This window comes from Erwinia psidii (assembly GCF_003846135.1).
GTDB lineage: Bacteria > Pseudomonadota > Gammaproteobacteria > Enterobacterales > Enterobacteriaceae > Erwinia > Erwinia psidii.
This window is the reverse complement of record NZ_RHHM01000019.1, coordinates 23,412-37,449: the sequence shown is the minus strand read 5'-3', so window position 1 is coordinate 37,449 and position 14,038 is coordinate 23,412. Positions and strand designations below refer to the sequence as shown.

The 14,038-nt window shown below is 52.1% G+C and carries 8 protein-coding genes and 1 pseudogene; 2 read left to right on the top strand and 7 right to left on the bottom strand.

What is annotated here, in order from left to right; genetic code table 11:
- Window positions 1–101 precede the first annotated feature (101 nt).
- A complete protein-coding gene (locus EB241_RS19035; RefSeq protein WP_124234659.1) occupies window positions 102–1,406 on the bottom strand; it encodes an MFS transporter in 1,305 nt (434 codons plus the stop codon).
- A 365-nt stretch (window positions 1,407–1,771) separates the two neighbouring features.
- On the opposite strand from EB241_RS19035, the gene treF reads away from it, so the two are divergent.
- On the top strand, window positions 1,772–3,430 hold the full coding sequence (gene treF, locus EB241_RS19030; RefSeq protein ID WP_407644286.1) for an alpha,alpha-trehalase TreF: 1,659 nt from the start codon (window positions 1,772–1,774) through the stop codon (window positions 3,428–3,430).
- Between the two features lie 107 nt (window positions 3,431–3,537).
- Here treF and EB241_RS19025 read toward each other — a convergent pair.
- A pseudogene (locus EB241_RS19025) lies at window positions 3,538–3,903 on the bottom strand (winged helix-turn-helix transcriptional regulator); the annotation flags it as partial.
- A gap of 141 nt (window positions 3,904–4,044) precedes the next feature.
- Between EB241_RS19025 and EB241_RS19020 the strand changes: the two are divergent.
- On the top strand, window positions 4,045–4,908 hold the full coding sequence (locus EB241_RS19020) for an SDR family oxidoreductase (protein WP_124234657.1): 864 nt from the start codon (window positions 4,045–4,047) through the stop codon (window positions 4,906–4,908).
- 89 nt (window positions 4,909–4,997) lie between these two features.
- Here EB241_RS19020 and EB241_RS19015 read toward each other — a convergent pair whose 3' ends face one another.
- The 5 genes from EB241_RS19015 to EB241_RS18995 all read right to left on the bottom strand — a co-directional run bounded on the left by EB241_RS19015 (window position 4,998) and on the right by EB241_RS18995 (window position 14,022).
- Window positions 4,998–7,148, bottom strand: a complete 2,151-nt coding sequence (locus EB241_RS19015) for a fimbria/pilus outer membrane usher protein (RefSeq protein WP_124234656.1) — start codon at window positions 7,146–7,148, stop codon at window positions 4,998–5,000.
- A gap of 157 nt (window positions 7,149–7,305) precedes the next feature.
- Complete coding sequence (locus EB241_RS19010; RefSeq protein ID WP_124234655.1) at window positions 7,306–7,737, bottom strand: DUF1090 family protein; 432 nt, start codon at window positions 7,735–7,737, stop codon at window positions 7,306–7,308.
- A 121-nt stretch (window positions 7,738–7,858) separates the two neighbouring features.
- Window positions 7,859–11,029 carry an ATP-binding protein gene (locus EB241_RS19005; protein WP_124234654.1) on the bottom strand — a complete coding sequence of 1,057 codons (3,171 nt, stop codon included), beginning with the start codon at window positions 11,027–11,029 and terminating at the stop codon, window positions 7,859–7,861.
- Window positions 11,022–11,669, bottom strand: coding sequence for a response regulator transcription factor (locus EB241_RS19000; RefSeq protein WP_158612426.1), 648 nt, complete (start codon window positions 11,667–11,669; stop codon window positions 11,022–11,024). Before EB241_RS19000 ends, EB241_RS19005 begins: the two co-directional genes overlap by 8 nt.
- A 202-nt stretch (window positions 11,670–11,871) precedes the next feature.
- Window positions 11,872–14,022: a peptidase domain-containing ABC transporter gene (locus tag EB241_RS18995; RefSeq protein WP_124234652.1), complete on the bottom strand. Its 2,151-nt coding sequence runs from the start codon at window positions 14,020–14,022 to the stop codon at window positions 11,872–11,874.
- Window positions 14,023–14,038: the final 16 nt, after the last annotated feature.

Here is a 14,038-nt window from a genome sequence, read left to right as displayed (position 1 = left end):
ATCAGAATGGCGACAGAGTAAGGGGTGAACAGTGGGAAGTAAATCTTTCGCGTTGCGGATGACGGATGATGCAGGACGGCGCTTTGCACCGTCCTGGGTGTTCAGCGAACTTTTTTCACCAGCACCGGGATCTTACGCAGCTGGTTGGCAAGCAGCAGACCCCCTGCCAGCATCACCGCGATAAAAGCCGACACGCCCGGCCAGCCGAAACCGTTCCAGAACACGCCGCCCAGCGTGCCAGCCACGCTTGAACCAAGATAGTAAAAGAACAGATAAAGCGAGGATGCCTGGCCTCTGGCCCGCCGCGCACGATGCCCGACCCAACTGCTGGCTACCGAATGTGCAGCAAAGAATCCTGCGGCGAACAGCATCAGTCCCGGCAGCACCAGAAACAGCGTAGTAAACTGGGTGGCAATCAGGCCAGTCAACATCAGGCACAGCGCGCCCATCAGCACCACACCGCGACCATAACGGGCGGTCATCACCCCCGCTCGCGGTGAACTGTAGGTGCCAGTGAGATAGACCACCGACAGCAGGCCGACCACGGTCTGGCTCAGTGAGAAGGGGGCGGCCAGAAAACGATAGCTGACATAATTAAACAGGGTCACAAAGCTGCCCATCAGAATAAAACCGATGAGAAACAGCATCGGCAACCCCATATCCCGCCACTGAAACATAAAGTTGATCAGTAACTTGCGAGGGTGTAGGGAACTGGGGCGGAAATGTTGGGAAGGCGGTAGCAAACGAAAAAACAGCCCGGCTGCGGTCAACGCAAACAGGCCGACCACCATTAGCGACACATTCCAGGAGAAGTGATCCGCCAGTATTCCGCTGGAGAGACGGCCCACCAGCCCGCCAATCGAGTTGCCGCTAATGTACAACCCCATCGAAAAGGAAAGGAACACCGGATGCAACTCTTCGCTAAGCCAGGTCATGGCTACCGCTGCCACGCCGCTTAACGCCAGACCGGTCAGCGCGCGCATGGCCAGCACACCCTGCCAGCTGCTCATTACAGCGCAGATCAGCGTGAAAAAAGCCGCCAGTAGCAGCGAAACAGACATAACCGATTTACGACCGATGGCATCCGACAGCGGACCCGTGATCAGCAGTCCCAGGGCCATCATCACCGTGGTAACGGAGAGAGACAGACTGCTTTGTGCTGGCGTCAGGTGGAAACTTTGCGAAAACACCGGAAGGATGGGTTGAACGCAATACAGAACCGCGAAGGTAGAGAGTCCGGCGCAGAACAGCGCGAGGGTGGCATGGGTAAAGCTGCGAGTGCCTCGGGTGATATAACTTTTATTTAAGGATGGTTTATCGATTTCTGCGGGTGAAACTACACTGTCATCTTCTTCAGCGAGATTTGCCGGGTGTGCTACCACGGACTTATTTACTACCGGTGCCACGAGAGTTCCTTGGTGGTGATGAATGAGTGGATTAACGATAAGAGAACGTTATTTGTACCGGATCCGGCACGGCCTACAGGCCAGTCTGGTTGCGCAAGTATCAGACGGTTTAAAAACAATGTAAATGGTGAGGGAAATATTTTTTTCAAAGAAATAACTGGCAGAAAAAACGAAGTAGCGCGAGGCGATTTTTATCCGCAAATAAGTTGTTATACCGACAAACCGTTCCACCCCGGATATTAATTTTTTGACATATTATCTCACTGTCAGTAATAAAATCATCGGGTTGCGATGTGAGGCGACGATACTATACTGATGGTTTATTGCGAAATGCACAGGGTAAAATTGTCAAACGTTATTGGCATCTGGAGGTTCTTATCACTTTTAATCAAAATGATCTGATTGTTGACAGTGACCAGACGGATTATGAAGCCTGTTACCATGACGACGAAACTGGCGTGGATAGTGTGGCCGAGCCTAAGCCTGAAAGCATTCGTGGCCTTCCTGTATCGGATATATTGACCCCATCCGATCGCTATCAGGACCTTTTCGAAGCCGTTCAGTCATCAAGGATATTTGCCGACAGTAAAACCTTTGCCGACTGTGCGCCAAAAATTGAACCTGAGCGTATTTTGTATCGCTATTACACCAGGCGCGATCAGGATGATTTTAATTTGCTGGCATTCGTGCTGGAGAATTTTGATCTGCCAAAAACGCATGACAGTCGCTATGTATCCGATCCTGACAAAAGTATGGCCGAGCATATTGACTCGCTGTGGCCGGTATTGACCCGTCAGCCTGAAAAGCATTCGGCATTTTCTTCATTATTACCATTGCCCAAAGCCTATGTCGTGCCGGGTGGCCGTTTCAGTGAAACCTATTACTGGGATTCCTACTTCAGCATGTTAGGGTTTACGGCTGGCGGACAGACAGACCTGTTAAGACAGATGGCGGATAATTTTGCCTGGATGATCGATACCTGGGGCCATATCCCTAACGGTAATCGCACCTACTATCTCAGTCGCTCACAGCCGCCGGTTTTTGCCCTGATGGTGGAGCTGTTTGAGAAGGATGGTGTCAATGAGGCACACCGCTATCTGAAGCAGCTGAAACGTGAGTATCAATTCTGGATGGAAGGGGCCGACGCGCTGACGCCAAATGAGGCCTACCGGCATGTGGTGATGCTGGAGGATGGATCGGTTCTCAACCGGTACTGGGACGATCGCGACACGCCGCGTGATGAATCCTGGATCGAAGACGTGGAAACCGCAAGAAACTCGGCGCGGCCTTCGAACGAGGTTTACCGCGATCTTCGTGCCGGAGCTGCTTCAGGATGGGATTTCTCTTCACGTTGGTTAAGTGAAGCGGGTCGTCTGGAGAGTATTCAGACCACCAGCATTGTGCCTATCGATCTCAATGCTTTTCTCTACAAGCTGGAAACCACTATTGCCCGCCTTTCCGCAGGACGTAATGATGCCCGGACGGCAGCGCTGTTCCAGCAGAAAGCCGCCCGCCGCCGTGAAAATGTCGATAAGTACCTGTGGGACAGTGAGGCTTGCCTGTATCGGGATTACAACTGGCGTCAAGGTGAAAAAGCGGCGTTCTCTGCGGCGTCGGTCACACCGTTATACGTTGGTATGTCCAGTCTGGAACAGGCCGCTGACACCGCTGCGGCCATCCGTTCGCATCTGCTGGCACCCGGAGGGCTGCTCTCCACGGTTGAAGAAACCGGTGAACAGTGGGATAAGCCAAACGGCTGGGCGCCGTTGCAGTGGATGGCGATTAACGGGCTGAATCATTACGGTGAGGAGGAACTGGCGAAGGAGATCGCCTCGCGTTGGTTGCAGGTGGTGACGGCAACCTGGCAACGGCATCATAAAATGGTGGAAAAATACAACGTCGCCGGAAGTACGCCGCGACTGGCCGGGGGCGGCGAATACCCCCTTCAGGATGGTTTTGGCTGGACGAATGGCGTCACCCGACGTTTGATGACCATCTACCCCGATCTGGTCTCGCCGCATTAATCAGCCGGATGTTTAACCTTGCGAAAGCTCTGATTTTTTCGCCGGTGCCAGTCAGTGGCACCGGTGTCTTTCTCTGCGGCTTCCCGTGCAGAGTGCGCGGCAAAATCACGTCGGTTCTCAATGATGGTCTGCAAATTCATTTCGAACCATTCGGCAAGTCCTGCCACTCGCTCCTGAACCTGGTGGCCCAGTGGTGTGAGGGTATAATCAACGCAAGGCGGTATCACGCCGTGGTCAACCCGTTTGATAAAACCATCTTCCTCCATGTGGCGCAGCGTCTGTGCCAGCATTCTTTCACTGATACTGCCAATTTTCCGACGCAGCTCACCAAAGCGTAGTGTTTCTTTCTCCAGTGCCACCAGAACCAACAGGCTCCAACGGTGAGTGAGCCGATTTGGCACATCGCGGGATGGACATTGGGTATTCAGCAACTCCCTTCGGCGAAACCGTTCGCCGAAGGAGAGAGGTGTAATTTAAGTGATTATTTTCATGCTAACATTTTTGTACGTACTTACTTTTTAGAAGTATATGGCATAGGCTGACTCGCCAAAATGATGTTGCTGGTCAGTCCGGCTGGCCAGTAACCTGACATTATCTGACGCAAGGAGAACATCATGATTGCTGTAACCGGCGCAACGGGCCAGCTCGGCCGCCTGGTCATTAACGCATTACTGAAAAAAGTTCCGGCACGGGAAATTATTGCTGCGGTACGTTCGCCAGACAAGGCGAGCGATCTGGCGGCGCTCGGCGTAGAGGTAAGAGAGGCCGATTACACCAAGCCGGACTCGTTACTCAGTGCTTTCAGCGGCGTGGATAAGCTGCTGCTGATTTCTTCCAGTGAAATTGGTCAGCGTACGCCGCAGCACCAGTCGGTGATTGAGGCGGCGCAGCAGGCGGGAGTAAAGCGGCTGGCATATACCAGCCTGTTGCATGCTGACACCACTACAATGGCGCTGGGTACAGAACACCGTGATACTGAAGCGGCGTTAATTGCCTCCGGCATCCCTTACGCAATTCTGCGTAATGGCTGGTATAGCGAAAACTATGCTGCCAGTATCGACGCGGCGATATCCTACGGTGCGTTTATTGGCGCAGCGAAAGAGGGCAGGATCGCCTCTGCCAGTCGTGAAGATTATGCCGACGCGGCAGCAGCGGTGCTAACCGGTAGTGACACGGATAATAAGATCTATGAACTGGCGGGAGACACCGCCTACACGCTTGCTGAATTTACCGCAGAGATTGCGCAACAGTCTGGTAAAGCGATCAATTATGTCAATCTGCCTCCGGCAGAATTTGCTGTAGCGCTGAAAGGTGCCGGATTGCCGGTGCCACTGGCAGAGATGTTGGCAGATTCCGATGCGCATGCTGCACAGGGAGCGCTGTTTGATGACGGTCATACGCTGAGCCAGCTTATTGGCCGTCCGACCACGCCCTGGCAGCAGGTGGTTAAGGAATTTGTGGCGAAAGTGAAAGCATAATTTCACTGCATGAACCTTCTTCTGGCTGGCGATGGCATAACGTCAGCGCCAGTCTGGACACGCCATTCTGCCTGAGTTCACCTTTCCATTCAGGGCTTTTCCGGCTCGATCCTGAAGCGGCTGTACATGACAGCACCTGCCGTGGGGACCACTTCTCTTTCACCGACGGATAATGCTTTACCCGGCGGTAAACTGAAGGTATCCAATAAAAGTTCGTTAACCCGGTACGGTGTCAGGCTGCTGATAACGGCAAAGCCGCGTGAGTCAGTGGTGCTGCCAAACTGGTTGATAAGGCCAATATTGGCGGTTTTCTCTGCGTCAACGATGGCGATGGTTTCTCCCAGTGTCTGCCCCAGCGTAATGCCTGCCTGGTGTGCGACGATACTGCCAGTCAGCCCAAGATATTTAGTGCTCTCTTGCTTTTTGTTGCTGTAAACCGCCATCAGCTCCCCGGCGTTATACTGATAATTGAGGGTAATATTCTGGCTGTTTCCCGTGCCCTGCTGCCGTGTGGTGCTAAGGTTGTAGCCGAGGCTGTAATCGTCCAGGGCTATGCCGCTGACGCCTACTTTGCGGCTGGCAGCACCATTTTTTGCCAGCGTATTTTCCATATTCAGCTTGATACGTTGCGATGAAAAAAGAGTAAACGGGATAGAAATGGAAAACGTAATCCGGCCTTCTTCTTGTTCCCGATCGGGACGGTTCCAGGTGGCATAAGCAGCATAGTCAATCTTATTCCAGCGGGCGGTGTAGCCAAGTTCAAGTGAGGTTTCCCGTCGGTTTCTGCCACGCAGCGCCTCATTGGTCAGCGTAAGCCACAGCTCCCCATCCTCAGCGATATTTTGCGCGTAGCTGATAGCAATGGCGTTCTTCTTCTCCGCATCAAGCTCGCCGGTAAAAACGCCATCTTCCCAGTCCCACCAGTATTTTTCCTGCTGTGAAACCGCCTCGCTAAAGGTTCGGTAACGCTGGGCAGGATAATACCGCGCTGTGAGGCTAAATGATGATTCCCACTCTGAGAAGGCGTGGGTGTAACGCAGACGGGCCATTGAACCGCGATCGGGGTTGGAACGGCGGGGATCTTTTGCATTGGTATAACTGAGGTCCATTGACAGTGCACCCCAGCCGTCGACCCTTTTGCCAATACCCAGCACGCCTCCCTGCCAGATACCTGACACCATTGCGCTGCCAAACAGGCTGATATTTCCAGGCAAACCGTAGCTCAGGGCGTATTGAGAAAAAAACGGTTCCTGCTGCTCAAGCGTGTACCATGGGCGATATTTTCCTGCTGAAAGGGCAAATTTCCACTGTCCGCTATGGACTATATTAGGCATGGCAGACCAGGGGATAGTGCGCACGGTTTCCGTACCGTCACTCTCCCTGATGGTCATTTCAATGTCTGCCGTCGCATCCATTGGGTAGATATCCTTCAGGATGAAGGCGCCGGGCGGCACCGTGGTATGATAGATAACCGTGCCGTACTGTCTGATTTTTACCTGTGCCTTGCCGTGTGCAAATCCACGTATCCACGGAGACAGCGGGCGCATCTCGTCAGGTAACATGCGGTCATCTGAGGTAAGACTGATACCACGATAGCTGATGCTGTCAAACATATCTGAAGAGGTGTTGCTGTCACCCAGGGTCAGTAATGAACGCAAGGATCTGATGGTGCGGAAAGCCATCGCACTTTCGGTATGCCAGGTGGGATTGCTGTATGCCTCTTTACTGTAGACTGGCTGATAACGCAGGCGCCAGGGACCCCAGTTAGCACCATAGGTTGTGGTCATCTCCAGGCTATGCTGACGGGGATAACGATGGTAGTTTCCACCGGTAAAGTGAGAATAGCTCAGGTCATAATCAATAAATGCGGCATTGATGCCATCGTCCCAGCGGCTGGTTGCGACGCCGTTAGTGACCGGGCTGGTGATTTCTGGTGGGATATAAAGGGTTAATACCTGGGGGCGTGGGTCAAAGTAGTAGCGGATCTTCTTTGCGCTCAGCGACTGAGCAGAGGCACAGCCCGCAGGGGAGAAATGTAGCGAAAGCAGGTTTTCCTGACGTATCCCCCACTCCTGCAACAGCGCCGTGGTCAGGCAGGGCATTCCTGTGGCGGTGAAGGTAAGTGCGGTATAGCCACGATAGGTATCATTGACCAGGATATATTGCGACGCGCTTTCGGCACAGTTAACAAAAGATATACTTAAGACAATCCTGGCCAGCAGGCGTCGCAAAAATTTCATCCGTGAAATCTTATCTTCCTTAGATAACGACAAAGGCGTCCCGTCCGGGACGCCATAAATGGCTGAAAGGTCTGGGGCGCGGTTGCTGTCAGTTCATGTCAGCACATTGTTGATAAGCTCAGGCCCCTACCTGAATAACCTCTGCCAGAGAGTAAAATCACCCCTGTAGAGCGGCCAATGTTGCACGGGCTTTTGCCAGCTCTGTGGTCACTTCTTTTACGTCAGCCTGTTTTTCCAGCACTTTTTTCTGGTATTTGGCGATTTTTTTCGCATTGCCTGCAGCCTGTGCTTCACGCAGGTCAGCCTCGGCTTCCGTCAGACTTGCCTTTTTATTCGCCAGCTTGGCTTCCAGATTGGCGACTTTCTGCTCTGCCGCTGCCAGTTTTGCACTGTCAGTACAGTTGGCTTTCACTTCAGCCAGCGCTTTTTTCAGCGCGGTCACTTTAGCCGTGTTGTTATAGGTTTCAGCTGAACTGATTTTAGCTTCAAGAACCGCAATTTTGGTATCACAGCCAGCAAAGGCGGCGCCACTAAAGCCAGCGGCCAATAAAAGTACCAGAGGTAATAATCGGGTATTGATTTTGTTCATGTTGGCATCCTTTTAATCATCTACCGGGGAAAAACCTTTTCTCCCTCTCAGTACGAAAATAATAGTATGGCTGTTGGCGCGACAGAAGCGCCTGGCAGGCTCTTCAGGCTGTAGGAATGGACTATTTATTTGTAGTCCCGGCAACGTTTTTCAGGCTGGCAATTAATCGCTGCGTTTCATCTATCGCTGTTTTGAGCGTCTCTGGTGACGGATCGCTCTGTAGTTTGCGACAGGCTTCCTCCAGTGTGACAGCGTGGATAAGTCTCGCCCCACCCGTAATTTTATGGGCCAGTGCGGCGAGTTCTTCCTTGCGAAGGGGCGAATACAGCGTTTCCCTGCCAAGCGTGGCGAAGTCCTGTTGCAGGCTGGTGAGTAGGGTCTGCATAAATTCCCCGAACACCTCCGGTTTTTTCAGTTCGCCGGGCAATTGTTCGGAACAAAAAGCAGGTGCGATCGGCGGCGTATCGCAGGCCAGCTGTTGCAGTTTTTCTTTTAACACCGGGAGCCTGACAGGCTTGAACAGGCAGCCCTCCATTCCTGACTGCATGCAGGCTTCCTGTGCACTGCTTTGCGCATTGGCTGTCAGCCCCCAGACAGGCGTGCGGGTTTGTTGGCGCTCGCTTTCAAGCAGACGTAAACGTCGCGTAAAGTGATAGCCATCCAGATTGGGCATCTGACAGTCGGTAATAATCAGATCGAACTTGCTTTGCTGGCAGTATTGCAGCGCCTGTGCGCCGTCTGTAACCGCCGTGGCATCATGGCCAAGATGTTGCAGCTGCTGAAGCAGCAATACCCGGCCGGCCGGGTGATCCTCAGCAATCAGGATCTTCAGTGTCTGCTGACGTTGTTCTGATTGTGGTCGTTCAGGGAGTGCTGCCCTGGAGGGCATTCGGGGGAAAGAGAGGGTGATGGTAAATTCGCTGCCTGCCCCTTTCTGGCTCAACAGGGTGATTTCACCGCCCATCATGTCAATCAGCGTCCGACAGATATACAGGCCCAGTCCTGCACCTTCTGCCGCCGACGGATTTCCCTGAAAGAAGGGCTGAAAAAGCCTTTGTTGTATGGAAGGGGCCATTCCCTGGCCGGTGTCGGTGACGCGCAGGCAAATATTCAGGCGTTCGGCGGTAATGGCGACTGGCTGGGCGCTAAGCGTGACCTGCCCTTGCGGGGTGAACTTGATGGCGTTGCTGACCAGATTAGAAAGCACCTGTTTTAACCTGACCGGGTCCGCCAACACGTCTTCGTTCAGCCCACTTTCGATCTCCAGCCTGAAATTCAACCCTTTCTGCTGTGCCACACCTTCAAACAGCATCGCTACGGACTCGATGAGTTTAAGGAGGTTGGTGCGTGTGGGGTGGAGTATCAGACGATTACTTTCGATGCGGGAAATATCCAGAATGTCGCCAAGCAACATCAGTAGTGAATGGGCGGAATCGTGGGCGATAGTGAGCAGTGAAACATTGTTTGGCTGCGGTTGCTGACGTAGCACCAGTTCAAGAGTACCAATGATGGCATTTAACGGCGTGCGAATTTCGTGGCTCATTGTTGCCAGAAAGGTGCTTTTTGCCCGATTGGCTTCATCGGCCTGAATCTTAGCCTGTTGATACTGCGTGCCAAGCAACTGATGTTTCGCCTGTTGTCGCCGGTGATATTGCCACATGGCAAAAAATGCGCCCAGGCAGAGGATGATTGCTGGCAGTAAAATCAACCCGTCAGATAGCCGATAAATAGTGTTCAGTGGTGTGGTCAGACTCCGGGCCGAGCCACTGTACCAGTTATGGGTCATGGCATGAATTTTTTCCGGGGGCAGGCTGAGCAGGACTTTATCAAGGATGGTTGCCAGAATCGGCTTATTATTTCCCACCGCAATCACAAAGTATGATTGTTCCGTATTCAGCCCTGTCAGAATCTTAAGGTCAGGGGCCTGTTCCTGAGAAAGAAGGGACGTTGCCTCGATCATCGGCAGGGCCAGACAGTCGGCCTGATTTTTTTTTACGGCCAGCAGTCCCTCGCTGGTGGTATTAACCGGGACGATTTGTGCATTGGGATAGCGTTGTTGCAGATGTGCCTGCAAAGGATGCCCATTGATTAAGGCAATCTTTTGCAGCCTGTCACGCGGTTTCAGTATCTTATGTCCCATCAACACCCAGGAATTAAGCAGATAGGAACGGGTTGCGATCAACCCGTTAAACCAGGCGGTATCACGTGGCACCCCGGCAATTGCATCAGCTTTTCCTGATTTAACCATCTCCAGCGCTTCAAAAAGCGTGTCAGAGCGGATCAGGGTAAATTTCAGGCCGGTATATTCCGAGATGATATCGATAATATCGGCCGTGAGTCCGCGAAAATGTCCGGTATCATCAAAAAAATTCAGGGGGGTATAATCTTCATTTATCACTAACCGTACCAGCGCATTTTTTTGCAGCCATTTGCTTTCGAAAGCGGTGAAAAGCAGCGTTGGGGACGTGGTGGGGGAAGGCACATTTCCCCGCCAGCGGTTGAGGATGGTATCCCGGATAGTGCTGGGGATACTTTCCAGCACGGCGTTAAGTATATCCCGCAACATGGTATTATTGGCCGTGAGACCAAATGCGTAACCACTGCTTTCTTCCTGTGACAGCACCTGTAAGCGCAGCGACTTGAGGTTGTTTTGATTAAGCAGATAGCGGGCTGAAATGACATCGCCTATCCAGGTATCAAGATTTCTGAACGAAATTGCTTCAAGTGCCAGCCGGGGAGAGTCGTAGTGCTGGAGATCGTTGCCGCTGATATAACCGGCAAGGCTTCTGCGATTGAGAAACAGTTTTTCAATTGCCACGCGTCTCTTTCCCGACGGCTGGATCGGCATCCCTTTGTGTTCTACTAACGCGGGCATCAGCGCCTGGTAGGGGGTGGTCAGGATCAGGCCCTGCTCTTTCGCCTCCTGTGCGGTGATGCTGCCAATAAAATCGACGTCTCCCCGGTGCAATGCATCTGTCAGTAGCGATCTGTCTGGATAATAACGCACCACAATTTTCACATTGAGGTTATAAGCCAGCAGGCCAAGGTAGTCTGCGTTCAAGCCATCAAGTTCATGATATCCGGTGATCATCTCATAGGGGAGATGTTCTGGTTTTGCCATGCCGAATATGAGCGTCTGTTTGTGATGCAGCCATTGCCATTGATTGTCATACAGTAACGGATAAGGTGTTTGAATTTGCTCACGCCCCACCAGCTTCAGTTCGCGATACCCCACCTCTTTTGCCAAAACAGCAACACAGCAGAACCAGAGCAGATAAAAGAGCTTATGCATCGTCCTGTCTCTTATCCGTTGCTGGCGGTGGGGCAAACAGTCTGGCCAGCCCCGCAATACTGTCCTCTTTCAGTTTATCGAGCAGGCGTCTTTTATAGGTACTGATGGTTTTGTTGCTCAACAGCAGGCGATCTGCGATCTCTTTATTGCTCATCCCACTGGCAAGATAACGTAAAACGGTTACCTCCCGGTCGGAGAGAAGGGAGAGTGGGTCATTTTCCGGGGCGCCAGCGACGCATGCTGTTTTGGTGGTTAGCGTGTTCTGCGGAAAGCAGACGTACCCCTGTAGCACCAACTGGCAAAGGGGAACTAACTGCCGGATATCTGCTTCTTTGCTCAGGAAGGCGGCTGCGCCAGCACGTAGTGCTCTGGCCGCATAAATATCGGCTGACAGGCTGGTATAGACGACAACCTGCACATCAGGCATCAGTTGACGAATATGCCGGAGTACCTGAAAACCATCCATTTTATTCAGCATAATATCCAGGATCACCAGATTCGGCTGATGTTTCTTAATGCAGGTGAGCGCGGTGATACCACTGGTTGCGGTACGTATTTCATTTTCTGTCAGTGGAGCCAGCAGCGCTTTGACTGCGAAGCAGATCGCCGGATGGTCATCAATAACCACAATATCGGGCATGTAAAATCCTTTTAACAATGTTCTGTCCTCTGGATATAAGGACATCAGATGCCTTATTCCAGCCTGAATTATTGCTTTTTCCTTCTGTGCAGAAAAGATTCAAAGAGTCTTAAATATGACGGGTGCTGCTTTGTGAAGAGCAGAAGTGTGGCATTGACGCGCCCTTGCAAGGGCGCGTGGGTGGAGTGGATCAGCCGGTGGTTTAAGCGGTCACGGCAGGTTGATAGCCTGGAAAAAGCTCTTCTTTGGTTAATTGCCGGATCTCACCCTGATCCAGACAGATAATTCTGTCGGCACTCAGGATCGTTTCCGGGCGGTGAGCGATAATAATGCGGGTGACGTTCATGCCAGCGATGGCGTTGTTGATAGCACTTTCTCTCTCAACGTCCAGATGGCTGGTGGCCTCATCAAGAATTAACAGCTGTGGCTGACGGTATAAGGCTCTGGCGAGCAGGACGCGTTGAATTTGTCCACCTGACAGAGACGAACCCATATCGCCCACCAGACTGTTATAACCCATTGGCATTGCCATAATATCGTCATGAACGCGGGAAATTTGCGCCACTTCCATCGCTCTGGCCTCATCATAAACCGCATCAAAAAAGCAGATGTTGTCCATGATCGAGCCGGCAAATAAAATATCATCCTGCATCACACTGCCGATCCGGTCACGGTAATACTTCATACCCAGTCGGGTGATGTCGATACCATTAATGCAAATTTCTCCCGTTTCAGGACGTAGCAGCCCCAGCAACAGTTTCGCCAGTGTGCTTTTCCCCTGGCCGGACGGGCCGACGATGGCAACGGATTCGCCTGGCTGAATCGTAAAACTGCTGTCTTTGAGGATAAATGGTTCAGTCTCCGCATAGCGAAAATCGATATGACGAATTTCCACCGAACAGGCGCTGGTACGATCTTCAAGTTGCACCAGGTTTTCAGTGTTCTCCTCGCTTTCTGCCAGCACAATATCTGCCAGACGCTCACCGTGCAGACGCAACATGGTAAAGTCAATGATTGCATCGACCAGCCCGGTAGTCCGGGAGATAAACTGATCGGAAAAGCTGATAAATGCCACTAACATACCGCCGCTGAAATTACCATCCAGTACCTGAATGGCCGCCAGCCAGATCAGTACAATTCTACTGATACCGGAGGTCAGTCCCTGTAACACGCTGAACAAAATTGACAGTCGCTGGATTTGTATGCCTTTGTTCGTAACCTGCACCAGTTCAGCGGCATAGCTGGATACGCGAATTTCGGCTTTATTGTTCAGTTTCACCGCCTGCATCCCGCGAATGGATTCAAGCAACTGCGACTGGGCTTTTGCCGCTGCGATGAGCTGGTCTTCATTCGCCTGGCGGAAGGGGCGGAAAGAGACGGCACGCAGCACCGTATAAATGGCGACGGTAGCCAGCACAATAAAGGTGAGCGTCATGTTATAGCAGAACAGAACGATCATCGTGACGATGGCCATGATGCCATCAAGAATCGAGCTGATAAATCGGGTGGTTAGCGTGTTCTGAATAGTGGAAATGGAGCCAAAGCGCGAGACGATATCACCGATATGTCGATCCTGAAACCAGGTCATCGGCAGCCCCAGAAGATGGGTACACACGTTGGTTGACCACTGTACGCTGAGCAGGCTGGAAAACCATGTCGTGACCCATGACCGCAGCGCTGAAATAGCGGTTCTGATTACCACGACAGAAAGGAACGCGCACCCTAATAAGGTCAGCAATTGCCTGTCTGCTGAAACCAGCACCTGGTCCATTACCCACTGCATATAAAAAGGAGAAAGTAAGCCAAACACCTCTAAAGCGATCGACAGCACCATCACCTGGGTAAATGCAGCGCCGATACCGGATACGCCACTGATTAACTTCAGCATCGACAGCCTGGTTTTCTCGCTTTTCGCTTCAAAATGGCTGTTGGGATGAAGCTCTAACGCGACACCGGTAAATGAGTCTGAAACCTCGTCCAACGGTATTTCACATTTTCCTCTGGCCGGATCGTGCAGGGTGATCGATTTTTTCGACACCTTTTTCAGCACGACAAAATGGTTCATATCCCAGTGCAAAATACAGGGCAGCTGTAATTTATCCAGCTCCTCCAGCTCCAGTCGCAGCGCACGCCCTGATAACCCCATGTGATTGGCGATGAGCATGACGTCAGCCAGCGTTGCCCCTTTTTGCGAGGTAGGGTGAGCGCGGCGAAGGGTGATCATATCGGTTTTATGGCCAAAATAGCCGGCGATCATCCCCACGCAGGTAAGCCCACACTCCGCGGCCTGCGTCTGATGAAGCACGGGCAGCTTTTTTCGCCATGAGAACTGTAAATTTTCTGATATTTTCATTGTGTTCCAGCCCGGA